This is a genomic window from Citrobacter sp. Cf116, assembly GCF_030336505.1.
GTDB lineage: Bacteria > Pseudomonadota > Gammaproteobacteria > Enterobacterales > Enterobacteriaceae > Citrobacter > Citrobacter freundii.
In genome coordinates, this window is sequence record NZ_JAOWEQ010000034.1 from 483,942 (window position 1) to 510,330 (window position 26,389).

Genomic DNA, 26,389 nt, shown 5'->3' on the forward strand with positions numbered 1-26,389 from the left:
CTTGAATTTGCAGCATTATGTCTATCCTACAGATGAATAATGTGACGAGTTCCAATTAACCAGATTTATATCTCCACCAAATTGCCATTCTTAGAGATGGATATCAAAAAAACAGAAATATACAAAATAAAACGGCGCAGAATGTTTCTGCGCCGTTAAAAAGAGGTGAAGATTATTTCAGAGTGCTAACCAGCGTTTTACGATCGTTTTCCAGCGTCACGACGCGGGCACAAACATCTTTGCCAAACTGCTGGAAGTCTTGTTCCTGATTCTTCCATTCGTTCTGAATTGAGGTTTGCAAGCCACCGAGACTCCCGAGCACGCCCTGCAACGGATTACCACCGCCTTTGAGTACGGCTTTGGCACCCATTTCGTTGATGCTGTCCTGCAAAATACCGCCCATCGCCTGATTAACCAGCTGTTGTCCGTCCGCGCGGACTTGATCAATCGCCTTATAATGGAAGGTCAGGCCATCAGTTCGATGCTCGATGATGCGGTTCATCTGCTCTTTCAATTGCGCATCCAGCTTGGTTAAGCGGCCACGCATGTTGCTGCTTTCACCGACCTCTTTGGCGATGATTTTATCCAGCGCCACGCGACCTTTCTCTACGCGCGCTCTGGCACCTTCGTCAATCCACGGCAGGCTGCTACGCAACGCCGCCTGATAATCTTTGGCCTGCTCACGCTGTGCGGCGTTCAGGCTGTACTGTTTACCGTTGAAGGTGACATCGCCGGTCTGGGTAATAATCAGGTCGCCGTTCTCGCCCTTCACCTGCACCGTTTGTGGGCTCAAAATCACATCGTCACGCGGGGTGACGCTGCACTGGTAATCTGCATGTGCGGCCATCGCCGTGAACGTTAGGACTGCCGCCAGCAGCGTTTTGCGCATCATATCTTTCCCTCAAGACAAATCGGGCCGGCATTTGCCGACCCTGTGCTACTTAGTCCCACCAAATATCGAAAAGTTCGCTGGTACGCACTTCTTCTAGTTTGTGCTCTTCCAGCCACTTACGCACGATTGCCTGGTGTTCTTCGGTGCATTTGCCGATTTCCTGCAGACAGATCAGACCTTCCCAGGCCAGATAGCCGCTGCCGTCAAAAGCCAGCTTGTTCGGTTCGATAACTTCATTGATAAAGTCATCAACGATTTGATCGACCTGCTCTCCAGATGTACCTTCCGGGAAACGCCATGCAACCGAAAATCCTACTTCCTGGAATTCTTCGATGTGCATCTTTTTACGCAGACGACGGCTACGGTTCTTTGCCATTATTTCACCCTCTCGAACATTAAGTCCCATACGCCGTGGCCAAGACGATGACCACGTTGTTCAAATTTGGTTACCGGGCGCGATTGTGGGCGCGGTACATAATCGTTACTCTCGGACTGGTTTTTATACCCGTCAATGGAGGACATCACTTCCAGCATATGTTCCGCATAAGCTTCCCAGTCGGTTGCCATGTGGAATACGCCGCCCAGCTTCAGCTTACTTAAGATATGCTCAGCAAACGGTACCTGAACGATACGGCGTTTATTATGACGTGCTTTATGCCACGGGTCAGGGAAAAACAACTGAACCATAGATAAAGAATTGTCAGGAATCATTTTATGCAGGACTTCAACGGCATCATGGCACATGACGCGCAGGTTCTCGACACCCTCTTCATGGGCTGAAGCCAGACACGCACCAACGCCCGGCGAGTGAACCTCAATGCCAAGGAAATTCTGTTCCGGACGCGCTTTCGCCATTGCGACCAGCGACGCTCCCATACCAAAACCGATTTCCAGCGTGACTGGCGCATCACGGCCAAACAGTTCTGCGAAATTTACAGGCTCTTCGCTGAACTCAACGCCCATCACCGGCCAGTAGTTTTCCAGCGCGTGCTCCTGCCCTTTCGTCAGTCGCCCCTGGCGACGAACAAAACTACGAATCCGGCGCAGAGGGCGGCCGTTTTCATCAAATTCCGGTGAAATGACGTCGTTCTTCATAAAAGTTTAGTCTGCTGTGTTTGAGTTCTGAAAACGGGCATTATCCAAAGTTAGTTGCCGGATGCAAGTAAAGGAAGAAAGTGAGCAGCGGAAAGTTCCGGTTTACACCCCGTTGCCGCTGTGCTGCAATCTTGCCCCCGGCAATAATGAAACGGTAATCATGCAAGCGTCTCAATTCTCGGCTCAGGTTTTGAGCTGGTACGACAAATACGGGCGGAAAACGCTGCCCTGGCAAATTGATAAGACGCCTTACAAAGTATGGCTCTCTGAGGTAATGCTGCAACAAACTCAGGTTGCGACCGTTATCCCTTATTTTGAACGCTTTATGGCGCGCTTCCCAACGGTAACGGATTTAGCCCATGCGCCGCTGGATGAGGTTCTGCATTTGTGGACCGGGCTGGGTTATTACGCCCGAGCGCGTAATCTGCATAAAGCCGCGCAGCAGGTTGTCACGCTGCATAGCGGTATATTTCCGCAAACTTTTGATGAGGTGGCCGCCCTACCTGGCGTCGGTCGCTCAACCGCAGGCGCGATCCTTTCCCTCTCTCTGGGTCAGCATTTTCCGATTCTCGACGGTAACGTCAAACGCGTGCTGGCTCGCTGTTATGCTGTAAGCGGCTGGCCGGGTAAAAAAGAGGTCGAAAAGAAGCTGTGGGAGTTGAGCGAGCAGGTGACGCCCGCCCATGGCGTTGAGCGTTTTAATCAGGCGATGATGGATTTAGGCGCCATGGTCTGTACGCGCTCAAAACCTAAATGTTCGCTGTGTCCGTTGGAAAATGGCTGTGTGGCCAGCGCCAATGCAAGCTGGGCGTTGTACCCGGGTAAAAAACCCAAGCAAACGCTGCCGGAACGAACGGGCTATTTTTTACTGATGCAGCATGATGACGAAGTGCTGCTCGCACAGCGACCGCCCAGCGGCTTATGGGGTGGTTTATACTGTTTTCCACAGTTTGACGGCGAAGATGGACTGCGCAACTGGCTGGCGCAACGGCAAATTAACGCAGATAATCTGACCCAACTTAATGCGTTTCGCCATACCTTTAGCCATTTCCACTTAGACATTGTGCCTATGTGGCTTCCTGTGTCTTCATTCGGCGCATGCTTGGATGAAGGCAACGCGCTCTGGTATAACTTAGCGCAACCGCCGTCGGTCGGACTGGCGGCTCCCGTGGAGCGTTTGTTACAGCAATTACGTGCCGGTACACACGTTTAACGTACCGGTCGATAGAGAGGATTTTTTATGAGCAGAACGATTTTTTGCACTTTCCTGCAACGCGAAGCAGAAGGCCAGGATTTTCAGCTGTACCCGGGCGATCTGGGGAAACGCATCTACAACGAGATTTCTAAAGAAGCATGGGCGCAATGGCAGCATAAGCAAACCATGCTGATTAACGAGAAGAAGCTCAATATGATGAACGTTGAGCATCGTAAACTGCTTGAGCAGGAGATGATCAACTTCCTGTTTGAAGGCAAAGACGTGCATATTGAAGGCTATACACCAGAGTCTTAAGAACCGTTGCCGGATGGCGCTGCGCTTATCCGGCCTACGATTTAATCTGGTCCTTGCAAATAACAAACACAACACGCACTCCCGGAATGATGAAAAAATTTCTCGCGCTTGCCGTTATTGCGCCGTTGCTCATCTCCTGTTCCAGTTCGACCAAAAAAGGCGATTCCTATAACGAAGCCTGGGTCAAGGATACCAACGGTTTTGATATTCTGATGGGGCAATTTGCCCATAACATTGAGAATTTGTGGGGATTTAAGGAAGTGCTGATTGCGGGTCCAAAGGACTACGTAAAGTATACCGATCAGTATCAAACCCGCAGCCATATCAACTTTGATGACGGTACGATAACCGTCGAGACCATTGCCGGGACAGATCCCGCCGGGCACCTGCGTCGGGCGATTATCAAGACATTGCTGATGGGGGATGATCCAGGTTCTATCGACCTCTATTCCGATGTCGACGACATTAAGATTTCCAAAGAGCCGTTCCTGTACGGGCAGGTGGTCGATAATACCGGCAAGCCCATTCGTTGGGAGGGGCGTGCCACCAATTTCGCTGACTATCTGCTGAAAACACGCCTGAAAAGCCGCAGCAATGGTATTCGCATCATCTATAGCGTGACGATCAACCTGGTACCGAACCACCTTGATAAGCGCGCGCATAAATACGTCGGCATGGTGCGTCAGGCTTCGCGTAAGTATGGCGTCGATGAGTCACTGATTCTGGCCATCATGCAAACCGAATCCTCATTTAACCCATATGCGGTCAGCCATGCCGATGCGCTGGGACTGATGCAGGTGGTACAGCACAGCGCCGGGAAAGATGTGTTTCGCTCGCAAGGGCGCTCCGGCACACCGAGCCGTAGCTTCCTGTTTGACCCGGCCAGCAACATTGATACCGGTACCGCCTATCTGGCTATGCTCAACAATGTCTATTTAGGCGGCATTGATAATCCAACATCCCGTCGCTACGCGGTGATCACGGCATATAACGGCGGTGCGGGCAGCGTGCTGCGCGTTTTCTCGAACGATAAAATCCAGGCCGCGAATATTATCAACAGCATGACCCCGGGGGACGTTTATCAAACGCTGACTACCCGACATCCGTCTGCTGAATCACGCCGATACCTTTACAAGGTCAATTCCGCACAAAAATCATATCGACGCCGCTAATATATCCCCTCTTCTGCCCCGGTAAACGGGGTCCGGAAGAGGGTAAAGTGTTAACTCCATCACTCTTTTGCTTTGCAATCAGAAATTGTTTGCAAATATTTGTCACAGGTAACAAAAAAAGAGTGTCCCTCGTTGATAGAATCACATCATCAAACCCCGGCAAATGTGCCTTTTAAAACATTCATCCGCATTACGGTGTGAGGAAATTAACATGAATCTTAAGCTGCAGCTGAAAGTGCTCTCGTTTCTGCAGTTCTGCTTATGGGGTAGTTGGCTCACTACCCTCGGCTCCTATATGTTTGTCACCCTAAAATTCGATGGTGCATCCATTGGCGCAGTGTATAGCTCGCTGGGGATCGCCGCCGTGTTTATGCCTACGCTGTTAGGGATCGTGGCCGACAAATGGATCAGTGCGAAATGGGTGTACGCCATTTGTCACCTGGTCGGTGCAGCAACGCTGTTCGCCGCAGCCGAAGTCACCACCCCAGGTGCGATGTTCTTTGTGATCTTGCTTAACTCTTTGGCCTATATGCCAACGCTGGGGTTAATCAACACCATTTCTTACTATCGCCTGCAGTCAGCCGGGATGGATATCGTAACGGACTTCCCGCCAATCCGTATCTGGGGCACTATCGGCTTTATCATGGCGATGTGGGGCGTGAGCTTCTCCGGCTTCGAGCTGAGTCATATGCAGCTGTATATCGGTGCAACGCTGTCCGTTGTTTTGGCGCTGTTCACGCTGACGCTGCCGCATATTCCGGTGGCTAACCAGCAGAAAAACCAGAGCTGGTCGTCCATGCTGGGCCTGGATGCTTTCGCGCTGTTTAAAAACAAGCGTATGGCGATTTTCTTCATCTTCTCCATGATGCTGGGCGCGGAGCTGCAGATTACAAATATGTTCGGTAATACCTTCCTGCACAGCTTCGATAACAACCCGCTGTTCTCCGGTAGTTTCATCGTTGAACACGCCTCGGTGATGATGTCGATCTCGCAGATTTCCGAGACGCTGTTTATCCTGACCATCCCGTTCTTCTTGAGCCGTTACGGTATTAAGAATGTAATGCTTATCAGTATTGTGGCGTGGATGCTGCGTTTCGGCCTGTTTGCCTACGGCGATCCGACACCGTTCGGTACCGTGCTGCTGGTTCTGTCGATGATTGTTTACGGCTGCGCCTTCGACTTCTTCAACATCTCTGGCTCGGTATTCGTGGAGAAAGAAGTTCGCCCTGAAATCCGCGCTAGCGCACAGGGTATGTTCCTGATGATGACCAACGGCTTCGGTTGTATTCTGGGCGGACTGGTGAGCGGTAAAGTAGTTGAACACTATACGCTGAACGGTATTACCGACTGGCAGACCGTGTGGCTGATCTTCGCAGGTTACTCGCTGGTTCTGGCTTTTGCCTTCGTGGCGCTGTTTAAATATAAACACGTACGCGTTCCGGCAGGCACCCAAACTATCGCGCACTAACGTTTACGCAGAGAAAAGCGGGTTGCCAAAAGGTAACCCGTTTTTTTTGCGCTTACTTCACAACATATCCATACAGACGCTTAATACCGTCTGCATCCGTTTCACTGTACACACCTTGCAGCTCCGGCGAGAAGCCCGGCAGCAGGTTAACACCCTCTTCCAGCGCCAGGAAATAACGTTGCACCGCCCCGCCCCAGATTTCGCCCGGTACCACGCACTGAACGCCTGGAGGATAAGGCAGCGCACCTTCTGCCGCAACGCGACCTGCGGCATCACAAATACGCACCAGTTCGACATCACCACGGATAAAGGCGCTGTTGGCATCCTGCGGGTTCATCGCCACGGCAGGCAAACTCTCCTGTCGGAACATCGCTTTTTGCAGATCCTTCACATCAAAGCTGACGTATAAATCGTGCATCTCCTGACACAGTTCACGCAGCGTGTAATCCCGATAGCGTACCGGATACTTGTTGAAGATGGTGGGCAGCACATCTGCCAGCGGCGTATCGTCCTCAATATGCTGCTCAAACTGCGCCAGCATCGCCACCAGTTGCGCCAGTTTCTCGGTGCTTTCTGCCGGGGTCAGCAGGAACAGAATCGAGTTAAGGTCGCATTTCTCCGGAACAATGCCGTTTTCACGCAGGTAATGCGCCAGAATCGTCGCCGGAATACCAAACTCAGTATATTGCCCGGTTTGCGCATCAATGCCCGGAGTAGTTAACAACAGCTTACAGGGATCAACGAAGTACTGGTCGCGCGCGTAGCCGGAAAAACCATGCCATTTAGCACCCGGTTCAAAGCTAAAGAAGCGGCGCTCGCTGGCAATCACCTGCGTCGGATAGCTTTCCCACGGCTTACCATCAACTACCGGAGGAATAAACGGCTGAATCATCTTACAGTGGGTAAGAATCGCTTTACGGGCCTCAATGCCCAGCGCTACACACTCCGCCCATAGCCGACGCCCACTCTCGCCTTCATGGATTTTAGCGTTAACATCCAGCGCCGCAAACAGCGGGTAAAACGGACTAGTGGAAGCATGCAGCATAAATGCATTGTTCAGACGCTTATGCGGACAGAACCGCGCCTGACCGCGAATATGGTTATCCTTTTTGTGGATCTGCGAGGTTTGCGAGAATCCGGCCTGCTGTTTGTGTACCGATTGGGTGACAAAGATCCCCGGATCGTCAGCATTGAGCTCCAGTAGCAGCGGTGACCCATCGGCCATCATCGGAATAAATTGCTCGTAGCCAACCCAGGCAGAATCAAACAGGATGTAATCACACAGGCTACCGATCTTGTCGATCACCTGCCGGGCGTTGTAGATCGTACCGTCATAGGTACCAAGCTGAATGATTGCAAGACGGAACGGGCGCGGTTGGTTAGCCTTGTGCGGCGCAACGTCACGCAGTTGCTGGCGCAGATACGCCTCATCAAAGCAGTGCTCGTCAATACCGCCAATAAAGCCAAACGGATTACGCGCCGCTTCCAGATAAACCGGCGTCGCACCGGCCTGGATCAGCGCACCGTGGTGGTTGGACTTATGGTTGTTGCGGTCAAACAGCACCAGATCGCCGCGCGTCAGCAGCGCGTTGGTGACCACTTTATTCGCCGCAGAGGTTCCGTTCAGCACAAAGTAGGTTTTATCCGCGTGAAAAACTTTCGCGGCAAATTTCTGCGCATGTTTCGCTGATCCCTCATGAATCAGCAGATCGCCCAGCTTAACGTCAGCGTTGCACATATCCGCGCGGAACAGGTTCTCGCCAAAGAACTCATAGAAATGTCTGCCCGCCGGATGCTTCTTAAAAAACTCACCGTGCTGGTGTCCCGGGCAGGCAAACGTGCTGTTTCCCATTTCGACATACTGTGTAAGCGTGTCATAGAACGGCGGCAGCAACTCTTCCTCATACTGACAGGCAGCAGACTCCAGCTCCAGCCAGTCCTGAGCCTGACCGCAAATCACCGCGTTAACGCCCGCAGGTACATCGACATCAGACTCTGCGAACAAAAACACCGGTATATGAAAACCAGTGCGTTTCAGCAAAGCCAGGATCCCACTGCGGCTGTCCGCAACGGTAATGACGACTGCCGCGACGTCAGTAAAATCGGTGCTGTCCAGCGCAACCACCTGGCGATGGCTGGAAAGACGAGAAGCCAGTTCACCACTGGCGGCAATTTTCATTGATTTCATAAGCGCAATAACCCGTTTCGGGAAAATCAAAAGTCCCGGGCAAAGCCGCATTGCTTTGCCCACGAAATGACGGGTCAAACTGGTTACCAGCCCCGACCGCCAGACATCAGTAAAAGCAGATAGCCTCTGATCTTACTGTTATCCTGCAGTGAGCATGCGCTGCCCTCACCGCATGGTGGCAGAGTATAGATAAGTCGCAGGAAGGGGAAAACGTCGCGCAAAAAGGCGATATTGAAGGCGATGTAGGGGGAGTAATATCATCCCAGGCAGCCCCATTCAGACAGGAGAAAATTCGCGCAATCATGGCACCTTTCACCTACTGGCGCAAGATAAAATCCTGTGCTTAAACCTCACAGATAAACAAGCATTTCGTCTGACAATAGCGGCATAATAATGCAATCTGAAACATAATTTCACCCAAACAGTTGCCTTTAACATCAAGACGATAATGGGTATGCAGGAGCAAACGTGGTAATCGGACCCTTTATTAATGCCAGCGCCATTTTATTAGGCGGTGTTCTCGGCGCGCTGCTCAGTCAGCACTTACCCGAACGTATTCGGATCTCAATGACCTCAATATTCGGGTTGTGCTCGTTGGGAATTGGTATCTTGTTGGTTATCAAATGCGTTAACTTGCCGGTGATGGTTCTGGCGACACTGATCGGTGCATTAATTGGCGAATTCTGCCATCTGGAAAAAGGAATCAATGCCGCGGTTGCCAAAGCGCAACAGCTTTTCACCAAATCGGATGTCAATGCAACACACGAATCCTTTATCCAAAGCTATGTGGCGATCATCGTGTTGTTTTGCGCCAGCGGGACCGGGATATTCGGGGCAATCCATGAAGGGATGACCGGCGATCCTAATATTTTAATCGCCAAGTCATTTCTCGATTTCTTCACCGCTATTATCTTCGCCTGCTCGCTAGGGATCGCCGTGTCTGCCATTTTCATACCGATGCTGGCAATTCAGTTGACGCTTGCCACCTGTGCAGCTCTGATTTTACCGCTGACAACCCCTGCTATGATGGCCGATTTCAGCGCTGTAGGCGGACTGTTGCTACTTGCAACCGGTTTGCGGATTTGCGGCATTAAAATGTTTGCGGTGGTGAATATGCTTCCTGCCCTTCTACTGGCAATGCCGCTTTCCGCAGCGTGGACGGCTTTTTTTGCCTGAGAATGCGTGCAATAGCAACAATGTGGTGATAGATTGTGCAGTCTGCATTGATTTGAAGAAATTTCGTTGACGAAACGAAGTGAATCGGGTTTAATGCGCCTCGTTGCCCGGATAGCTCAGTCGGTAGAGCAGGGGATTGAAAATCCCCGTGTCCTTGGTTCGATTCCGAGTCCGGGCACCACTATTAAAAGAACCCGCCCAAAAGGCGGGTTTTTGCTTTGGAGTATTTCTAAAATTATTCCCATCAAATAACCCCGTGGTAGTAACATCACCACCACAGGGGGTTGCGATTATTTCTTCACCACAATCAGCGGTTCGATATCGCTCTCTTTTTTAATCACCAGCGACTCATCGCCGCGCAGGCAGGTACCGCCGTAGTTACCGCCTACGGTGAAGGTACAAACCTGAATATATTTACCGGCAATGTTTGGCAGACACCAAAGCTGCTGATAAATGTTCTTCTGCTCGGCAAACTTACCGCTGGTTTTATCCAGTAGCTCTTCCTGATGGCTCACCAGATCGATGTTGCTGCCACAACGTCCTGCAATGGGTTTCACCGCATAACCTGTTTGTGCCAGCTCTTCATTAACAGTGAAATCGGTATCAAGCAGATAGCGGTGGTGCGGGAAAAGCTGCCAGAGGATTGGCAATATCGCTTTGTTGCCTGGGATCACCGTCCACAGAGGTTCGAAGACCAGCACTTCCGGGCGCAGCAACACGTCGATTAAACGCACTTCCTGATTCGTATGCCCGGTACGAATTGGTACCGCGGCGTACTCCGTTTCGCTGACCTCTCGCACCTGCTCAATCGCGGTTTCCCACGCCCAGGTTTTCCAGACACAGTTCACCAGGCGGCCGTCACCGTCAATCAGTTGACCGGCATCATCCCAACGTAGCTCATCGAGGCCACGCAGAATTTTGCTGTCAAACCCGGCCTGACGCAGCGCCTGCTGCATAAACTGCGCGTGATAGTTTTCTTCGATATCCTTATCCTGCATGATGTGGACAAACGGACGTGCGCGACTGTGCTTCCAGGCACCCGCCAGTTCGTTGATCAACCCTTCAGCCGGGTTGTGTCCCTGCCCTGTGTAGCCACGCTCGGCCCATCTTTCGAGAATCAAGCCAGCTTCGGTATGGCACGAGGCGGAATCGGCGTTGTACTCATACACCTTCAGTCCACGTTCATCCATACAGAAATCCATACGACCCGTAATCATATGATGCCGACGACGCTGCCAGGAAAGGCGCAAGCGCGGCCAGAGGATTTTCGGAATATCGAACAGTGCCAGCAAGTTATCGTCTTTCAGCACCTTGTCGGTCGCGTGCAAGTACATCAGGTGCAGCTCGTTAGTGGCTTTGATCAGCTCCTGCTCGGCACTTTCGGTAATGGTGAAGTACTGATGCGGATCCTGATTAATCACATGCCCATTCGCCAGCACGTAGGCTTTTTGCAGCGGATCCTGTTCATCCAGCCATTTACCGTCAAACTGCCCGTTATCTTCCAGTCGTGCGCCGCCAATTTTCAGTGAGTCACTGGCGATCTCCGGCTGCGGCAGGCTGTAACGAGTATCCTCGGTCTGGATCATCCAGCCAAGGATGGTGGTGTCGTCAAAGGTATCCCGCAGAGTGTAGCAACCGTTTTCAACCACCATCTCCAGCTCGCGGGTCCACTGCTGTCCGGGAGGCAGCGGCGTATGGAGCACGTTCTGTTCGGCAATACGGATTTTGTTTTCCAGCAACTGGGTAACGACCGCCACATGCCCGGTATCTTTAAATTCGCCGCCTTTTTGCCAGATAAGCAACGCGCCTGCTACCGGTGCGCGGGGTGAACCATTGGGAAATGCCTGTAACGGCAGGATATTGTCATTCACCACTTCACGCAGGAAGCGTAAGGAGAAGATCTCCCAGGCCATGCCTACATCGGTGAAGACCACACCATAGTTAAGGAAGAGAAAGCGGCGTGCGAACTCTACGCACTGCCATTTGTGGCCCATGTATTCGTCGTCGATATAGCTGCGAAATGCCGCATCATCGTCGTAGTCCCGTGGGTCGAGGGAGCTGTAATCTGAAGAGTAGATTGCTACGCCACCTGGGGCGTAGCCCAATAATGTCCCGAATGGGGCATCCTGACTGGTCGTTCCTTTGCTCATGCACCTTACCTCAAAACAATACAGCCTGAGCAGGTTGGCGTGAATTTTTCGCTCTGATTGCCTGCTCTGCGACACTAACCGGACAGAGGTCGACATCATCATACACCTCAACGCAGCGACTGGCGCTCAGAGGCGAAAAATTCACAACAGGAACTACACCTGGGTAAGGATTACCGGCACGCTTTTATAGGCCGGAGTCAAACTTTGTGTATCCACCGCGTCCAACGAGAGCAGGACATTCGCTTCAGGTAGATACGCGCCAATTGAGCCCGCCGCCATGTTGTAAATCACCACCGTTAAGCCGTACATGATGCGATCCGCGCAGGGCTGACCGTTGTCGTCCAGCGCCTGAACGTTGACCACATCACCCTGGCTCAGACCGCGGCTCATCGCTTCTTCGACGCTTAAAAACACCACATCCCGACGACCGGTAATGCCACGATAGCGATCGTTCATACCATAAATCGTGGTGTTGTACTGATCGTGGCTGCGTAGCGTCGCCAGTATCAGCGTATCGGCAGGCTGATTTTCCCGCTCTACCGCCCGCTGATGGCTGACGATAAAGTTGGCTTTGCCATTCTCCGTTCGCCATTCACGGCGCGAAGCAGGCGTATCCATACGAAACCCGCCCGGTTCAGCAATACGGGCGTTGTAGTCGTGGAACGCCGGGATCACGGCTTCAATGGCATTACGGATCAGCGCGTAGTCCCCGGTCAACGCTTCCCAGTTTACCGGCGAAAGCGGCAGCGTTGCGCGCGCCATGCCCGCCACAATCGCGGGCTCGGATTTTAGCCAGCGGGAAGCCGGCTTCAGCGCGCCACAGGACGCGTGGACCATCGACATTGAGTCTTCGACGGTCACAGACTGAATGCCCGTAGCTTGCAGATCGCGCTCGGTTCTACCCAACGCGGGGAGCAAATAGTTGTGTTTTGCCAGCAGCAGGTGCGATCTGTTCAGTTTGGTCGCCACATGGACCTGCAGATCCAGCTTTTTCATCGCCGCAAAGGTACGCTGCGGCTGGGGCATCGCCACCGCCAGATTGCCACCCATGCAGATAAGTGCTTTTACGTCTCCGCGCTCAATGGCGCGAATACTCTCCACGCTGGAACGACCATGTTTGCGCGGAACACGGATAGAAAAATACGTCTCAAGGCGTTGCAGGAAATCTTCGGACGCCGCTTCGTTGATCCCCACAGAACGATCGCCCTGCACGTTAGAGTGACCGCGCAACGGGCAGATCCCCGCCCCCGGCTTACCTATATTGCCTTTCAGCAGCAGCAGGTTTACCAGTTGCTGGACGTTCTCAGTGCCGTTTTTATGCTGGGTGATGCCCAGGCCGTAACAAACAATCGTGGCGCGGGATTTACTGTAGCTGTGCGCCAGATCTTCCATCTGACTGCGCGTCAGACCCGAGTCCTGTTCCAGCTCCGCCCAGCTACGCTGGCGTAAGTCATCATACAACGCGGCATATCCAGCGGTATGCTCTTCGATAAACGCATGATCGAGCGTCGGCTGCTGATCCAATAAGATCCGCGCTTCGTCCATTTCGATTAGCGCTTTCATGATGCCTTTGAGCAGCGAAGCGTCACCGCCCATTTTTACCTGGTAGTAGTCGTTGCTCAGCGCCGTCGCCTGACCGGTGAACATCTCTTTCGCGCTTTGCGGGAAGCTAAAGCGCTCAAGCCCCCTTTCGTTCAGCGGATTAATGGAGATAATTTTAGCCCCGCGTTTGGCAACGTCGCGTAAGGTGGTCAGCATGCGCGGATGGTTAGTGCCAGGGTTATGCCCGATACAAATCACCAGATCGCAGTGGTCAAAGTCCTCAAGTTCAACGGTTCCTTTTCCAAGGCCAATGGCCGGCGTTAACCCTGCGCTGGTCGGTCCGTGGCACATGTTTGAGCAATCAGGGAAGTTGCTGCTGCCATATTCGCGGGCAAACAGCTGATACAGGAACGCTGCTTCATTTGACGTTCTGCCGGAGGTGTAAAACTCAACCTGCTGGGCTGAATCATAACTGCGCAGACGCTCGCCGATTTCCTGGAAGGCGATATCCCAATCCACCGCCTGCCATGTGTCTGACGCGGCATCGTATTTCATCGGCTGCGTTAAACGACCGATGTTTTCCAGCTCATAATCGCTGTAATGCCAGAGTGTGGAAACCGGGTGACGGCTGAAAAATTCTGGTGACGCTTTCTTGTTGGTTGTCTCCCAGGAAACCGCCTTAACGCCATTTTCGCACAGCTCCATCGGTGCCCGATGGCCAGGGTCCGGCCATGCACAGCCCGGACAGTCGAACCCTTTCACCTGGTTCATTTTAAACATCGCGATAATATCGCGGGCGACAGCCTTTTGCGAAAACAGCGAAGCAGTGACGGCTTTTACCGCGCCCCACCCACCCGCCGGGCCCTGATAACCGCTTACTCCTGGAACACCCTTTTTCATTATTACTGCTTATTCACCGCCAATTTTTGATGGTGAATACGGTAGCAATTTCCGTGCAACAATGATTTCCTCTTCATGGAGTACGGGCCAGGTACAATGAACGGGTTAGATTTATCTTCCCCTTTCAGCACAAAACGGCATAAAGTCCCAATCTGTTAAATTGAGTTCTACCTGGCTGCTACACTGCATCAAACAACCACTCAGAAGGCAGGTCACTATGTCAGACAATACCTATCAGCCCGCGAAAGTCTGGACGTGGGAAAAATCGAACGGCGGCGCATTCGCCAATATCAACCGCCCTGTTTCCGGCGCTACACACGAGAAAACGCTGCCGGTTGGCAAGCATCCGCTGCAGCTCTATTCGCTGGGTACGCCAAACGGGCAGAAAGTGACGATTATGCTGGAGGAGTTGCTGGCGCAGGGCGTGAAGGGCGCGGAATACGATGCCTGGATTATCCGCATCGGCGATGGCGATCAGTTTTCCAGCGGCTTTGTTGAGGTGAATCCGAACTCGAAGATCCCGGCACTGCGTGACCACTCGCAAAACCCACCGGTTCGCGTATTTGAATCTGGCGCAATCCTACTCTATCTGGCGGAAAAATATGGTTATTTCTTGCCGCAGGATTTGGCAAAACGTACTGAAACGCTAAACTGGTTGTTCTGGTTACAGGGTGCTGCCCCGTTCCTCGGCGGTGGCTTTGGTCACTTCTATAATTATGCGCCGGTTAAAATTGAATACGCGATTAATCGCTTCACCATGGAAGCCAAGCGCTTACTTGACGTGTTGGATAAACAGTTAGCGCAGCATCAGTTTGTCGCCGGAGATGAATACACCATCGCCGATATGGCTGTCTGGCCGTGGTTTGGCAATGTGGTTCTGGGTAACGTGTACGACGCGGCAGAGTTCCTTGATGCAGGAAGCTACAAGCACGTACAGCGCTGGGCAAAAGAGATTGCGGCGCGTCCGGCGGTTAAGCGTGGTCGTATTGTGAACCGTACCAACGGACCGCTGAACGAGCAGCTTCATGAACGCCATGACGCCAGCGATTTCGATACCCATACCGAAGATAAGCGCCAGGGTTAACGTAAGATGCCGGATGGCGGCGCAAACGCCTTATCCGGCCTACATATAAGGCGCGGGCCTGATAAGCGCTGCGCCATCCGGCATAAAATCACGCGCTGGTGACGTCGTACTCCATACGGCGAAGTGCGTCTAACGTGGCTTTAGCTTCATCTTCATCAATGATGCTCATGGCGAACCCTACGTGCACCAGCACCCATTGCCCGACCAGCTCAGCCGTATCACCTTCACAAATCAGGGCAATATTGACATCACGTTTGATGCCGCACACTTCAACCTGCGCAAGCTGGTGAATATCTTCACCAACGGCCAGAACCTGACCAGGGACTCCAATACACATATCTGACTCCGCCCCATAGCAACCTATGGGTTATTCGACTTCAATACTTTTCACTTTCAGTGAATCGCCCGCATCAACTCGCAGACGATCCCCCTGACAATGTGGACACTGCGCATCATGCTGGGTGATTTCCACAACCTGACTGCAATCCCAGCACCATGCCTGGGCTGGCTTGTAATCAATATGCAGCTCACACCCTTGCGCCAGCGTCCCCTGACAGACGATGTCGAAACTGAAACGCACGGCGCTCTCTTCAACGCAGGAGAGCGCCCCGATTTCCAGCCAAACGCCGGTTACACGTTTGACACCGTGCTGCTCTGCCTGCTGTTGAACAATCTCAACCGCGCTCTGACAAAGGGACAGCTCATGCATTTTCGCAGTTCCGACGACCCAGCAGCAGCGCGCGGCGATTGAGCTGCGGCGCATTTGGATCGCTCACCGGCAGCGATAACAGCATTCGCGCACAATCGTCAGTCAGGCGCACTCCTTCTTGCGCAGACATGCTGTGCGAAAGCGGCGACATCAGTGAACAGGAAAGGTATTGTGATACGCCCTCCAGTTCACCAACGGTAAAGGTCATCTCGCCATACGGCAGACGCAGCCCGATTTTTTCGCTGACTTTACGTACCGGCCAAACCTGGTCTGGTCCAGGGAAAATCAGTGCGCTGAGCATCCAGGGTGTGATAACACACCCCGTCCACTGCCCTTCAAACAGCGTAAAATCAGAGACATATACCGGCATATTCGGATGCAAGAAAGAGAGATCGTGCATCGAACGCCGGGCAACCTCTTCAAACGCTGCCTGAATCTGCATCTTCGGGGCCGTCTGAAAACCGACAAACTCCTCAGACATGAGCCGCCTCCCGAGGGATCGCTTCAACACCTGATTCGCGAAGCGCAGCAAGAACCTGCTCAAGCGCAGGTTCAATCATCGCTTCGACCGTTGGCGTTAGCCCGATATGCGGCTCCAGTGATTCCGGAATAATGCCGACTAACGTCAGCTTTTTCGGAAACTCTCCGGTGAAACGCAGGGCCGACAAAACGTCGGCCAGGCCAAGCTGGTGCGGTGAGATTTTGTTGGTAAACAGCGCCGGGATCTCTTCATCCCGCAGGACCATCATCGTTCCTGGCGTGTTTTTCTTCGACACAATGGCGTCAGCAATGATCAGATGATCTCTGTTCGCCATATCGCCGAGAAGCTCCATCCCAGCCGTACCACCGTCCAGAACATCAACAAAGTCTGGCAGGATGTACCGTTGCTCTAATGCCTCAACGATACGTACTCCGATGGCTTCGTCGGTCAGCAAAATATTGCCGACCCCTAAGACTAATATCCGCATTACAGAACCTTAACTGAGACCACTTCGTTCCCGTCAACGTCCACCACATGCACCGCACATGACATACAAGGATCGAAGGAGTGAATGGTACGAACCACTTCCAGCGGTTTGTTTGGATCGGCAATCGGCGTACCTACCAGCGAGCGCTCATACGGTCCCACTTCATCATTAAAGTTACGTGGGCCAGAGTTCCAGGTTGACGGTACAACCGCCTGGTAGTTGCTGATAATGCCATCTTTAATCACCATCCAGTGAGACAGCATACCGCGCGGCGCTTCGAGGAAACCAACACCTTTGAATTCGCCCGTTGCCGGAATATCCGGTTTCACGAAGGTGGTATGGTCGCCTTTACCGATGTTCACGATCAGCGCGTTGTACTGATCCTGCAGAACGTTCTGCAGTTCACAGCAGTGAACGGTACGGCCAATAATACGACCCAGCGTAGAGTGCAGCTGAGACACTTCGATAGTTTTACCGGTCAGCTTGGTGTAAATCGCGATGATTTCATTCAGCTTGGCATGAGTAGACTCGCGTTTGGCCGCCAGTTTACACAGCATGTTGGCCAGCGGACCCACTTCAACCGTTTTACCATAGAAGGTCGGTGCTTTAACCCAGGAGTACTTGCCGTCATCTGACCAACCGGTGTAATCAGGAACCGTTGTGCCTTCCCACGGAGCCTGCGGCGCTTCGTCTTTGTACCACGCGTGTTTCGCACTCTCCTGAATCCCTTTGATCAGGTACTCATCGGAGTGAGAGGTGATCGGACGATAGGTCGACAGATCTTCATTAGTAATGTAACCCCCCGGGAACAGGAAGCTGCCGTTTTTACCATCAGTCGGGAATTCCGGCGCGCTCAGGTAGTTAACCGCGCCCTGACCACGTTCCAGCCATTCAGGGTAGAACGCAGCAATGACTGCGGTATCAACCTTGTAAACCTGCTCAACGAAGTCGCTCAGCTTATCAATGAATGACTTGATGTACATCAGGCGTTCAAGGTTCAGCACGCCAAGACCGTCGAGGTTAATCGGGTTAGCAACCCCACCTACCGCCAGGTTCTGGATGTGCGGCGTTTTACCGCCCAACAGCGCCACAACGCGGTTGGCATCACGCTGGCATTCCAGCGCCTGCAGATAGTGAGCGACCGCAATCAGGTTCACTTCCGGCGGCAACTGCATTGCCGGGTGACCCCAGCAACCGTTAGCAAAAATGCCTAACTGACCGCTGGCAACAAGATCTTTGATCTTGTTCTGAACCTTGGTGAACTCTTCTGCGCTGTTCAGGTGCCAGGAGGACACGCCGTTCAGCATGGCAGATGCTTTCGCTGGGTCAGCTTTCAGGGCAGAGGTGATATCCACCCAGTCCAGCGCAGACAGCTGATAGAAGTGAACAATGTGGTCATGCGTGGTGTGCGCGGCCAGAATGATGTTACGGATATACTGTGCGTTCACCGGAACATCAATATTCAGCGCACTTTCTGCTGCACGAACGGAAGAGATAGCGTGAGTGGTCGTACAAACGCCACAGATACGCTGCACAATCATCCAGGCATCGCGCGGATCGCGGTTTTTCACGATCTCTTCCATGCCGCGCCACATGGTACCGGAAGCCCATGCTTTAGATACCACGCCATTTTCGATTTCGCAGTCGATGCGTAAATGACCCTCAATACGGGTTACCGGATCAATAGTAATTCTCTGGCTCATGCTTTGCTCGCCTCATGACGATTTTGATCGTTTTGTTTTAAAGGAGGAAGTATCGGCAGTAGACGAATGAGTACGATGTATGCACAAATCTCAATAGCCACAAAACCAATAGAAATCAATAGTTCTTCCCAGGTCGGGAAGTAGTGGTAGCCACCACCAGGATTGAACGCCACCAGCGAATAGGACAGACGCCATGTTGCACAACCCAGCAATGCGCTCAGCGCAGACAGATACAGCATGCGCGAGTCATTACGCAGCTTAGTGACGCGCAGCACCACCAGCGGGAAGACCATCAGCACGACCTCAAGCCAGAACATGGCTGAGTAGAAATCGCCTGCAAACGCATACGACAGCTTGTCGCGATAGATCAGTTCGCCAAAGCGCAGAACCACGAAAATCGCCAGCAGCACGCTGATGGTGTTCGTCAGCTTGATGAACAAACTTTTCTCGTCCGGACCGTTACCTTTCAGCCCCGCTTGTACCAGTGAGCCTTCAAAGATGACGATCGAGAAGCCCATAATAAAGGCGGTTAATACCGAGAAAAGCGGCAACATTTCATAAGCTTGCCAAAGCGGATGCACCTTATAACCCGCAGAAATCATCAATGACCCCATTGAAGACTGGTGCATGGTTGGCAGCAGCGCGCCGAGAGCAATAACAAAGAACATCACTTTATTCAAACGCTTGAGAGAAACTTTCCACCCCATACGTTCAAACAGAGCCGGAGCAAATTCCAGCGCCATGATGCCGATATAGATGGTCATACAGACCGCCGTTTCGAACAGTACCGAATTCACGTTGAAGTGGCCCGGAATGTAGAAATACGGCAGGTTCCAGTAACGACCGACGTCGATGGTGATTGACAGACCACCCAGCGAGTAGCCAAACAGGCTCGCCAACAGCGCCGGACGTACCAGCGGATGGTATTGTCCTCTGTTGAAAACATACACCGCCCACGCCAGCGCCCAACCGCCGCACGCAAAGCCAGTACCAATCAACAGGTCAAACGCGATCCATACACCCCATGGGAAACCGCCGTTCAGATCGGAGACTGAGCCCAGTCCGAAGACCAGACGTTTCACGATCAGGAGCATACACAGGACGATAAGCGGCCCAAAAATAATGACCGGTTTGCTGATTATTTTTCCGCCCAGCGGTTTAGGATCATGACTCATGATCGTCTCCTCCATCGTGATGGTCGTTTTTCGTGTTACGACGAACCAGCACGGTTAAGCCCGCCAGCGCAGCCAGGGGTAATATCATGCCCTTGTACAGGGAATGTTGAACATGTTCGGAACGCGCACCAGTTGAAAGATCATCCAGCTTCGGCAGATCCAAATCCTCGTAAGGAACACCCGTCAGCACCATAACCTGCGTACCACCACCTTCTTTCTCACCGTACAGGTGTGGGTAGTACTTCGGTACCGTATGCAGATAGGTATCGCCTGCTTTCACCGTTTGACGCGGATAGTGGTATTCGCTGCCAGGCTTCAGCGCGAGACGTTTTTTCGCCTCAGCCATCAGCTCTTCACGGGTACCAAAAATCACCGCACCGGCTGGGCACACTTCAACACAACCCGGCAAACCGCCTTTGTCCAGACGCTCAACGCCTTTCTGGTTACACAGTTCACATTTGTGAAGCGCACCAAACGGGTTGTTGTAGTCGTACTTAGGCACGTTGTACGGGCAGGCGACCATGCAGTAACGACAGCCCGTGCAGACGTCCTTGTCATAATGGACGATGCCGGTTTTCGGATCTTTCTTCAGCGCGGAGACCGGGCAAACGGAAACGCAGTTCGGATCAACACAGTGCATGCACTGTTTCTTGATGTATGCGTAGCCATTTTCTTCCTGGTCTTTGTTCACGCCTGTTCCGCTACGCCACACCTGGATGATGTTATTGGTATACGGAGACAGTTTGTCGTTGTTCGACCAGGTTTGCTCGCCTTCCGGGTTACGGGCCGGGAAGTTGATATCCTGACACTTGGTGACGCAGGCCTGGCAGCCTACGCACAGCGTCGAGTCATAGAGCATCCCAAGAGAACCCGGGATCGGCGGACGGTTTTCTGCAGCCGCATGACTGATGGACGGCGCTGCGCCCAACAGCAATGCCCCGCTGGAGGCTGCTTTAATAAAGTTACGTCTGTTCACGGTTATTCTCCCCGTGAGTCAGCGTTATCTTTCTTTTGCTGACGCCCCAGTTCACGTACCGCCATCACGCTGACGCCGGCAACCAGTCCTACTACGCCACCCAGCAGTCCAATCGCTCCGGCAGATACATTACCGCCTTCTTTCATATTGACGTCAGGCTTCTCGGAACGCGGCGTTTGGTTTTCCACATGAGCAAGCTGGTGAATACCTTTATGGAAACCGACGCCTTCTTCGTTACAGCCGTAGCAAGGGTGACCAATAGCCACCGGCCACACGCCGCCAACGTCGCAGAATTGCAGCGTTGAACAGTTGCCGTAGGTTTCTGGCCCTTTACAGCCCAGATGGTAGAGGCACCAACCTTCACGGTGGCCTTCATCGCCAAACTCTTTCGCAAAACGACCAGCATCGAAGTGCGGGCGACGTTCGCAGTGCTCGTGAATCAAACGGCCATAGGCGAATGTCGGACGGTTTTTGGTATCCAGCTTCGGCGGCTTACCGTAAGTGATGATATGGGCGACCGTTGCGAGGAAGTTATGCGGGTTCGGCGGACAGCCGGGGATGTTGATGATGGTTTTGCCTGGCAGAACTTCTTGCAGGCCGACGGCACCCGTTGGGTTAACGCCAGCGGCAGCAACACCACCCCACGCGGCGCAAGAGCCGATGGCAATGATAGCGGCTGCGCCTTCTGCGGCCCGGCGGATGTGATCCACGATCGGCTCACCGGCAACCATGCAGTAAATGCCATTATCTTTCAGTGGGATAGAACCATCCACTACCAGAACATATTGCCCTTTGTACTTCTCCAGAGCGTTATGTTTGTTCTCTTCAACCTGATGGCCGAAGGCGGCAGAGAGCACCTCATGGTATTCCAGAGAGATTGTCTCCAGAACGAGGTTTTCCACTGTAGGGTGTGTCGCGCGAAGCAGCGATTCAGTACAACCCGTACACTCCTGAGCACCAATCCAGATAACCGGTGGGCGCTGAGGACGAGAAACTGATTCGGCCATTTCTGCGGCGGCTTTGCTACTGAGCCCCATGGTAGCGGCCAGTGCTGCACAAAGCTTCATGAAATCACGGCGATTAATGCCGCTCGAATTGATGAGAGAGTTATCTCCAGTCATTTTATAGTTATTCCGTTGCGAAGACCTGGCTTTTTATTTTGCACCATTCGCATGTTGCATATTGCGATCGGCGCGCCATTACCACACTTTTTATATGGTTATGTGCGATATATTACTTCGACGGAGCAACAAAACGAAGGTGTTGGTCAATAGTGTAATTAATTAAAGCAACGGAATACCCCTTTCGGATCAAGCTTCGAGCCGATAGCCAGCCATGAAAAACCGAATTGTCGTACTGGACTGGTTCTCTTTAAAGAAATCCATCACCATCTCTTTATCCAGGCCATAGCGGCGCGTGAGGATGCCCGCCTCCCACGCACTAAGTTGTCGATCGCCCGTTTTTTCAAACATGCGATGTGAAAATCCCAACACAAAACCACGCTTATAATCCGCACAAAAATTCGCCACTGAGCGTGCGCTGTCCGCACTTGAGGCGTTTAATCCGGCCATCAGGCCTTTTCCAAAATGGTTGTCCATGCATAACCTCCAATCGCTATATAATAAATTATATAGCGATTTTTTGAGCAAAGACCAGAGGTATCACGAACTTTTTATGACAGCTTAAAAGGACACCCATTCATCCGTTTTAGCTGCCGCAGACGTTTTGCTGTCTGCTGAAGGGGAAGCAGTATTAGCAGCGGCGTATTGCACATCATTCGCTGAGAGGCGGAACTGTTGCACCGAGCGTTGCAGTTCCTCTGTTTGTCGTTCCAACGCCACGGCAGCGGCGGAGACTTGCTCTACCAATGCAGCGTTCTGTTGCGTTACGCTGTCCATCTGCGTGATCGCCACGCTCACCTGCGAGATGCCCTTATTCTGTTCTTCCGAGGCTGAGGCAATTTGCTTCATGATGACCGTCACTTCGGTGGCACCGCGCAGAATTGCCTCCATGGTTAATCCCGTTTCTTTAACCAGACGAGCCCCCTGGTCGACACGACGCGATGACTCGCAAATCAGCGTCTCAATCTCTTTCGCCGCCCCGGCGCTGCGACTGGCAAGGTTGCGTACTTCACCGGCAACGACGGCAAAACCGCGCCCCTGCTCGCCTGCCCTGGCAGCTTCAACTGCGGCGTTCAGCGCCAGAATATTGGTCTGGAAAGCAATGCTATTAATAACTGACGTGATTTCCGCGATCTGTTTAGAGCTGGCGGCAATGCCGTCCATCGTCTCAACCACTTCTGAAACCAGCGTGCTGCCTTTACCTGCCGTTTCTGTAGCCGTATCGGCAAGCTGGCTGGCTTCACGCGCATTTTCAGCGTTCAGTTTTACCGTTGCGGTCAGTTGCTCCATGCTGGCAGCGGTCTCTTCCAGCGCCGCGGCCTGCTCTTCAGTTCGTGAGGAGAGATCGTTATTACCGGTGGAAATTTCCGTCGCCCCTCGCCAGATGTTGTCACTACCTGAACGGATGGTACTGACGGCTTCACGCAGGCTGTCCTGCATCGCGCACAGTAACGGCACCAGTTGGCCCACGCAGTTACGCCCAAAATCTTCAATGGGATGGCTGAGATCGCCCTGCGCAATCTGCTGGAACTGCTGACGGATGCGTCCCAGAGGTTTCACCATCATGGCGACGAGGTAACGGTCGGTAAAGAACAGTAGGGCAATACCGAGGATAACGGCAGTAATAATTAATGTCCGGATGATAGACGTTTTGCCATCGACCATCACGCGGGTGGTATCAAGCTGCTCCCCTGCCGTGGCGTTAAAACGTTCGGCACTGGCGCCAAATTCACGGCTCAGCGCTGGCGTTATGGTACTGGCATGTTCCGCAAAGGCCGTGAGCGTGCCCTGCTTTGCCAACTGCATTTGCGGGATCACGCCATTGTCCAGCAGCGCCTGCCACTTCGTCAGTACCGCCGCGGCAACTTCCGGATCCATGGGGCCTGGAGACAATGTTTTCATCTCCTGGAGTTTTTTACTCATATTCTCCAGGGACTGCTGCGCCGGCGCAAAATCAGGCGTTCCGCCGCTCATTTTGACATCCATGGCGCGACTTAAGCGCGTTACGAAGCGAAAGTACTGATCGTTACCCTGACTGAGAACCGTCATCTGATGGACAAGATGGCGGTCAATATCATTGCCTTCAGATATTTTTGATAACGAATGAAGACTGAATAAACCCACGCCCGACCAGAGCAGGCAGAAAAGTCCCAGTATTGCCAACATGACAATACGAATAGTGAAGTTTTTCAGCAAACGCATAATAATTTCCTTGCCGTTGATGAGGAATTCGCCATCAGGCGATACTTATCCTTGTTATCGGCAGGCAGTAGAGAAGATATAATGCGTTCTTTATTTTTTTACTTTCTTAAGTACATCCACTATCTCTCCACCCTATATCAATATGAATGCTAATGAAATTAGGTAGCATTATTATTCAGGTAATTAATTAAAAGCATTAAATAATCTATTGTTTTCTATCGCAAATATTTGTCAAACCACGCAAGAGTACGTTCCCAGGCTAAATCAGCGGTAGCTTTATCATAACGGGGGGTAGAATCATTGTGAAAGCCATGATTAACACCGGGGTAGATATATGCTTCATAGACTTTCTTATTCGCCTTTAGCGCCGCTTCATATGCAGGCCATCCCTCATTAATTCGGGTATCTAATTGCGCATAGTGCAGTAATAAAGGCGCGCTTATTTTAGGGACATCTGATGCAGGAACCTGACGCCCATAAAAAGGCACCGCACAGGCCAGTTCAGGGAAAGCCACAGCTGCGGCATTCGACACACCACCACCATAGCAAAATCCGGTGATACCTACCTTTCCTGTCGTCCCTGAATAATGCTGCATAAATTCAATGGCGGCAAAAAAGTCGTTCATTAACTTTACGGGGTCAACCTGCTGCTGCAATTCCCGACCTTTATCATCATTGCCTGGATATCCCCCTACCGAACTTAACCCATCAGGCGCGAGTGCCATAAAGCCCGCCTTCGCCACCCGTCGCGCCACATCTTCAATATACGGATTCAGCCCACGATTCTCATGCACTACCACCACCGCCGGAACTTTTCCCGTCACCTTCGTAGGTTTAACCAAATACCCCCGCACATCACCATGTCCTTCAGGCGAGGGATAGGTAATATATTCCGCCAGAATATCGGGATCGGTAAATTCTACCTGCGTTGCGAGAGCGTAGTTGGGTTTCAATAAATTGAATAAGGCCAATGCCGTCATGCCACCCACTGCATATTTCGCTGCCATATTGAGAAACTCGCGTTTCGTTATTTTGCCATGAGCGTAATAGTCATAGTAGTCGAGCAGTTCTTGCGGAAAATCTTTGGCAGTCAAACGCGGCATCGTCGCACTCCTGATTGATGTTTTTTTAAGCAAAGCACAGTGACCTGTTTTTGCCCAGTTTTTCATCTCAGTGTGACCTGGTGAACGGGATATTCACCGTGAACCCGCTAGAATAGAAACGTTGTTTCGAAATTCACCTGCACTAAGGAGATCTCATGGCCTGGTTTGCCAATCCTGAACGTTACGAGCAGATGCTCTATCGCTACTGTGGGCGCAGCGGTTTGCGCTTACCCGCGCTATCGCTGGGTTTATGGCACAGTTTTGGGCACGTTCAGGCGCTGGATTCACAGCGAGCCCTGTTGCGTAAAGCATTTGATTTAGGCATCACGCATTTTGATTTAGCCAATAACTATGGGCCGCCACCAGGCAGCGCAGAAGAGAATTTTGGCCGATTACTGCGCGAGGATTTTGCACACTATCGCGATGAACTGATTATCTCCACCAAGGCAGGCTATGACATGTGGCCAGGGCCATACGGTTCTGGCGGTTCGCGCAAATACCTGCTCGCCAGCCTCGATCAGAGCCTGAAACGCATGGGCCTCGACTATGTCGATATCTTCTACTCGCACCGCGTCGACGAAAATACGCCAATGGAAGAGACCGCCTCAGCCCTGGCCCACGCCGTACAGAGCGGCAAAGCGCTGTATGTCGGCATCTCATCCTATTCGCCAGAGCGTACGCAAAAAATGGCCGAGCTGATGCGAGAATGGAAAATTCCCCTGCTGATCCACCAGCCGTCTTACAACCTGCTTAACCGCTGGGTAGACAGCAGCGGCCTGCTGGATACGCTGGAATCCAATGGCATGGGCTGCATCGCCTTTACGCCACTGGCTCAGGGACTACTGACGGGGAAATACCTCAACGGCATTCCGGAAGGTTCACGCATGCAGCGTGAAGGGAAAAAAGTTCGTGGGCTGACGGAAAATATGCTGACGGAAGAGAATCTTAACAGCCTGCGGTTGCTCAATGAGATGGCGCAACATCGTGGACAGTCGATGGCGCAAATGGCCTTAAGCTGGCTGCTAAAAGACAACCGGGTGACTTCGGTATTAATTGGCGCCAGTCGACCGGAGCAACTGGAGGAAAACGTTCAGGCGTTGGCGAATCTGACGTTCAGCACCGAAGAACTGGCGCAGATCGATAAGCACGTCGCGGACGGTAAGCTGAACCTGTGGCAGGCCTCATCTGACAAATAGCCGTATGTAACATCGTGCCGGGTGGCAGCGTTAGCCTCCCCGGCACGTAATACGGGACA

At 52.4% G+C, this 26,389-nt stretch carries 24 protein-coding genes and 1 tRNA gene; 8 read left to right on the forward strand and 17 right to left on the reverse strand.

Translation table 11 applies throughout. The features are described 5' to 3' along the window. Positions 1-172: 172 nt before the first annotated feature. Genes OGV74_RS07715 through trmB form a run of 3 tightly spaced genes read right to left on the reverse strand, consistent with a single transcriptional unit; the run spans position 173 to position 1,987 of the window. A complete protein-coding gene (locus tag OGV74_RS07715) occupies positions 173-892 on the reverse strand; it encodes a YggN family protein (RefSeq protein ID WP_032950065.1) in 720 nt (239 codons plus the stop codon). Positions 893-941: 49 nt separating this feature from the next. Continuing rightward, positions 942-1,268: a YggL family protein gene (locus OGV74_RS07720; protein WP_003027115.1), complete on the reverse strand. Its 327-nt coding sequence runs from the start codon at positions 1,266-1,268 to the stop codon at positions 942-944. Then, positions 1,268-1,987 carry a tRNA (guanosine(46)-N7)-methyltransferase TrmB gene (gene trmB, locus OGV74_RS07725; RefSeq protein ID WP_003027117.1) on the reverse strand — a complete coding sequence of 240 codons (720 nt, stop codon included), beginning with the start codon at positions 1,985-1,987 and terminating at the stop codon, positions 1,268-1,270. Before trmB ends, OGV74_RS07720 begins: the two co-directional genes overlap by 1 nt. 160 nt (positions 1,988-2,147) lie before the next feature. Here trmB and mutY point away from each other — a divergent pair, with 160 nt between their 5' ends. From mutY to OGV74_RS07745, 4 genes are all read left to right on the forward strand, one after another. Continuing rightward, positions 2,148-3,200, forward strand: a complete 1,053-nt coding sequence (gene mutY, locus OGV74_RS07730) for an A/G-specific adenine glycosylase (protein ID WP_200054964.1) — start codon at positions 2,148-2,150, stop codon at positions 3,198-3,200. 27 nt (positions 3,201-3,227) lie between these two features. Then, positions 3,228-3,497: an oxidative damage protection protein gene (locus OGV74_RS07735; RefSeq protein ID WP_003027126.1), complete on the forward strand. Its 270-nt coding sequence runs from the start codon at positions 3,228-3,230 to the stop codon at positions 3,495-3,497. An 86-nt stretch (positions 3,498-3,583) separates the two neighbouring features. After that, positions 3,584-4,669 carry a membrane-bound lytic murein transglycosylase MltC gene (gene mltC / locus OGV74_RS07740; protein WP_008321260.1) on the forward strand — a complete coding sequence of 362 codons (1,086 nt, stop codon included), beginning with the start codon at positions 3,584-3,586 and terminating at the stop codon, positions 4,667-4,669. Positions 4,670-4,880: 211 nt separating this feature from the next. Next, positions 4,881-6,137, forward strand: a complete 1,257-nt coding sequence (locus OGV74_RS07745; protein ID WP_003027130.1) for a nucleoside permease — start codon at positions 4,881-4,883, stop codon at positions 6,135-6,137. Positions 6,138-6,189: 52 nt separating this feature from the next. Here OGV74_RS07745 and OGV74_RS07750 read toward each other — a convergent pair whose 3' ends face one another. Then, positions 6,190-8,325: an ornithine decarboxylase gene (locus OGV74_RS07750; RefSeq protein WP_086504564.1), complete on the reverse strand. Its 2,136-nt coding sequence runs from the start codon at positions 8,323-8,325 to the stop codon at positions 6,190-6,192. Between the two features lie 468 nt (positions 8,326-8,793). Here OGV74_RS07750 and OGV74_RS07755 point away from each other — a divergent pair, with 468 nt between their 5' ends. Further along, entirely contained in the window at positions 8,794-9,501 is a 708-nt protein-coding gene (locus OGV74_RS07755) for a DUF554 domain-containing protein (RefSeq protein ID WP_003846348.1), read from the forward strand. A 105-nt stretch (positions 9,502-9,606) separates the two neighbouring features. Then, positions 9,607-9,682: transfer RNA gene (locus tag OGV74_RS07760), tRNA-Phe, on the forward strand. Between the two features lie 109 nt (positions 9,683-9,791). Here the strand turns inward: OGV74_RS07760 and gss are convergent. Further along, a complete protein-coding gene (gss, locus tag OGV74_RS07765; RefSeq protein ID WP_032950101.1) occupies positions 9,792-11,651 on the reverse strand; it encodes a bifunctional glutathionylspermidine amidase/synthase in 1,860 nt (619 codons plus the stop codon). Between the two features lie 153 nt (positions 11,652-11,804). Then, positions 11,805-14,093 (reverse strand): FdhF/YdeP family oxidoreductase, encoded by a 2,289-nt coding sequence (locus OGV74_RS07770; protein ID WP_032950103.1) that lies wholly within the window; start codon positions 14,091-14,093, stop codon positions 11,805-11,807. Between the two features lie 217 nt (positions 14,094-14,310). Between OGV74_RS07770 and yghU the strand changes: the two genes are divergently transcribed. Next, positions 14,311-15,177 carry a glutathione-dependent disulfide-bond oxidoreductase gene (gene yghU / locus OGV74_RS07775; protein ID WP_003024455.1) on the forward strand — a complete coding sequence of 289 codons (867 nt, stop codon included), beginning with the start codon at positions 14,311-14,313 and terminating at the stop codon, positions 15,175-15,177. An 88-nt stretch (positions 15,178-15,265) separates the two neighbouring features. On the opposite strand, the gene hybG is transcribed toward yghU, so the two are convergent. The 11 genes from hybG to yghX form a co-directional block, all read right to left on the reverse strand. After that, positions 15,266-15,514: a hydrogenase maturation factor HybG gene (gene hybG, locus OGV74_RS07780; RefSeq protein ID WP_003024459.1), complete on the reverse strand. Its 249-nt coding sequence runs from the start codon at positions 15,512-15,514 to the stop codon at positions 15,266-15,268. A 30-nt stretch (positions 15,515-15,544) separates the two neighbouring features. After that, a complete protein-coding gene (gene hypA / locus OGV74_RS07785; protein ID WP_003024462.1) occupies positions 15,545-15,886 on the reverse strand; it encodes a hydrogenase maturation nickel metallochaperone HypA in 342 nt (113 codons plus the stop codon). After that, positions 15,879-16,367 (reverse strand): hydrogenase-2 assembly chaperone, encoded by a 489-nt coding sequence (gene hybE, locus OGV74_RS07790; protein WP_003024465.1) that lies wholly within the window; start codon positions 16,365-16,367, stop codon positions 15,879-15,881. The genes hypA and hybE overlap by 8 nt, the downstream gene beginning before the upstream one ends. Continuing rightward, entirely contained in the window at positions 16,360-16,854 is a 495-nt protein-coding gene (locus OGV74_RS07795; protein ID WP_003024473.1) for a HyaD/HybD family hydrogenase maturation endopeptidase, read from the reverse strand. The genes hybE and OGV74_RS07795 overlap by 8 nt, the downstream gene beginning before the upstream one ends. Next, on the reverse strand, positions 16,854-18,557 hold the full coding sequence (hybC, locus tag OGV74_RS07800; protein ID WP_003024476.1) for a hydrogenase 2 large subunit: 1,704 nt from the start codon (positions 18,555-18,557) through the stop codon (positions 16,854-16,856). Before hybC ends, OGV74_RS07795 begins: the two co-directional genes overlap by 1 nt. After that, positions 18,554-19,732: a Ni/Fe-hydrogenase cytochrome b subunit gene (hybB, locus tag OGV74_RS07805; protein WP_071696284.1), complete on the reverse strand. Its 1,179-nt coding sequence runs from the start codon at positions 19,730-19,732 to the stop codon at positions 18,554-18,556. The genes hybC and hybB overlap by 4 nt, the downstream gene beginning before the upstream one ends. Continuing rightward, complete coding sequence (hybA, locus tag OGV74_RS07810; RefSeq protein ID WP_003828357.1) at positions 19,722-20,708, reverse strand: hydrogenase 2 operon protein HybA; 987 nt, start codon at positions 20,706-20,708, stop codon at positions 19,722-19,724. The genes hybB and hybA overlap by 11 nt, the downstream gene beginning before the upstream one ends. 2 nt (positions 20,709-20,710) lie before the next feature. After that, the gene (gene hybO, locus OGV74_RS07815) at positions 20,711-21,829 is read right to left on the reverse strand and encodes a hydrogenase 2 small subunit (RefSeq protein WP_003024486.1); all 1,119 of its coding nucleotides are present in this window, start codon (positions 21,827-21,829) and stop codon (positions 20,711-20,713) included. A gap of 189 nt (positions 21,830-22,018) precedes the next feature. Beyond that, the gene (locus tag OGV74_RS07820; RefSeq protein WP_003024490.1) at positions 22,019-22,306 is read right to left on the reverse strand and encodes a DUF2623 family protein; all 288 of its coding nucleotides are present in this window, start codon (positions 22,304-22,306) and stop codon (positions 22,019-22,021) included. A gap of 84 nt (positions 22,307-22,390) precedes the next feature. Next, the gene (locus OGV74_RS07825; RefSeq protein ID WP_086504567.1) at positions 22,391-24,031 is read right to left on the reverse strand and encodes a methyl-accepting chemotaxis protein; all 1,641 of its coding nucleotides are present in this window, start codon (positions 24,029-24,031) and stop codon (positions 22,391-22,393) included. Between the two features lie 215 nt (positions 24,032-24,246). Then, positions 24,247-25,134 carry a YghX family hydrolase gene (yghX, locus tag OGV74_RS07830; RefSeq protein WP_086504568.1) on the reverse strand — a complete coding sequence of 296 codons (888 nt, stop codon included), beginning with the start codon at positions 25,132-25,134 and terminating at the stop codon, positions 24,247-24,249. Positions 25,135-25,289: 155 nt separating this feature from the next. Here yghX and OGV74_RS07835 point away from each other — a divergent pair, with 155 nt between their 5' ends. Further along, positions 25,290-26,330: an aldo/keto reductase gene (locus tag OGV74_RS07835; RefSeq protein ID WP_054528781.1), complete on the forward strand. Its 1,041-nt coding sequence runs from the start codon at positions 25,290-25,292 to the stop codon at positions 26,328-26,330. The last annotated feature ends 59 nt before the right edge of the window (positions 26,331-26,389 follow it).

Bases quoted from the DNA above. Each gene is read 5' to 3' on its own strand.
- OGV74_RS07835 (WP_054528781.1), top strand. From the start codon at position 25,290: ATGGCCTGGTTTGCCAATCCTGAACGTTACGAGCAGATGCTCTATCGC.
- OGV74_RS07795 (WP_003024473.1), bottom strand. From the start codon at position 16,854: ATGCGGATATTAGTCTTAGGGGTCGGCAATATTTTGCTGACCGACGAA.
- yghU (WP_003024455.1), top strand. From the start codon at position 14,311: ATGTCAGACAATACCTATCAGCCCGCGAAAGTCTGGACGTGGGAAAAA.
- mltC (WP_008321260.1), top strand. From the start codon at position 3,584: ATGATGAAAAAATTTCTCGCGCTTGCCGTTATTGCGCCGTTGCTCATC.
- gss (WP_032950101.1), bottom strand. From the start codon at position 11,651: ATGAGCAAAGGAACGACCAGTCAGGATGCCCCATTCGGGACATTATTG.
- hypA (WP_003024462.1), bottom strand. From the start codon at position 15,886: ATGCATGAGCTGTCCCTTTGTCAGAGCGCGGTTGAGATTGTTCAACAG.
- hybB (WP_071696284.1), bottom strand. From the start codon at position 19,732: ATGAGTCATGATCCTAAACCGCTGGGCGGAAAAATAATCAGCAAACCG.
- hybC (WP_003024476.1), bottom strand. From the start codon at position 18,557: ATGAGCCAGAGAATTACTATTGATCCGGTAACCCGTATTGAGGGTCAT.
- hybG (WP_003024459.1), bottom strand. From the start codon at position 15,514: ATGTGTATTGGAGTCCCTGGTCAGGTTCTGGCCGTTGGTGAAGATATT.
- OGV74_RS07715 (WP_032950065.1), bottom strand. From the start codon at position 892: ATGATGCGCAAAACGCTGCTGGCGGCAGTCCTAACGTTCACGGCGATG.
- OGV74_RS07825 (WP_086504567.1), bottom strand. From the start codon at position 24,031: ATGCGTTTGCTGAAAAACTTCACTATTCGTATTGTCATGTTGGCAATA.
- mutY (WP_200054964.1), top strand. From the start codon at position 2,148: ATGCAAGCGTCTCAATTCTCGGCTCAGGTTTTGAGCTGGTACGACAAA.
- OGV74_RS07735 (WP_003027126.1), top strand. From the start codon at position 3,228: ATGAGCAGAACGATTTTTTGCACTTTCCTGCAACGCGAAGCAGAAGGC.
- yghX (WP_086504568.1), bottom strand. From the start codon at position 25,134: ATGCCGCGTTTGACTGCCAAAGATTTTCCGCAAGAACTGCTCGACTAC.
- hybO (WP_003024486.1), bottom strand. From the start codon at position 21,829: ATGACTGGAGATAACTCTCTCATCAATTCGAGCGGCATTAATCGCCGT.
- trmB (WP_003027117.1), bottom strand. From the start codon at position 1,987: ATGAAGAACGACGTCATTTCACCGGAATTTGATGAAAACGGCCGCCCT.
- OGV74_RS07770 (WP_032950103.1), bottom strand. From the start codon at position 14,093: ATGAAAAAGGGTGTTCCAGGAGTAAGCGGTTATCAGGGCCCGGCGGGT.
- hybE (WP_003024465.1), bottom strand. From the start codon at position 16,367: ATGTCTGAGGAGTTTGTCGGTTTTCAGACGGCCCCGAAGATGCAGATT.
- OGV74_RS07750 (WP_086504564.1), bottom strand. From the start codon at position 8,325: ATGAAATCAATGAAAATTGCCGCCAGTGGTGAACTGGCTTCTCGTCTT.
- OGV74_RS07820 (WP_003024490.1), bottom strand. From the start codon at position 22,306: ATGGACAACCATTTTGGAAAAGGCCTGATGGCCGGATTAAACGCCTCA.
- OGV74_RS07720 (WP_003027115.1), bottom strand. From the start codon at position 1,268: ATGGCAAAGAACCGTAGCCGTCGTCTGCGTAAAAAGATGCACATCGAA.
- OGV74_RS07745 (WP_003027130.1), top strand. From the start codon at position 4,881: ATGAATCTTAAGCTGCAGCTGAAAGTGCTCTCGTTTCTGCAGTTCTGC.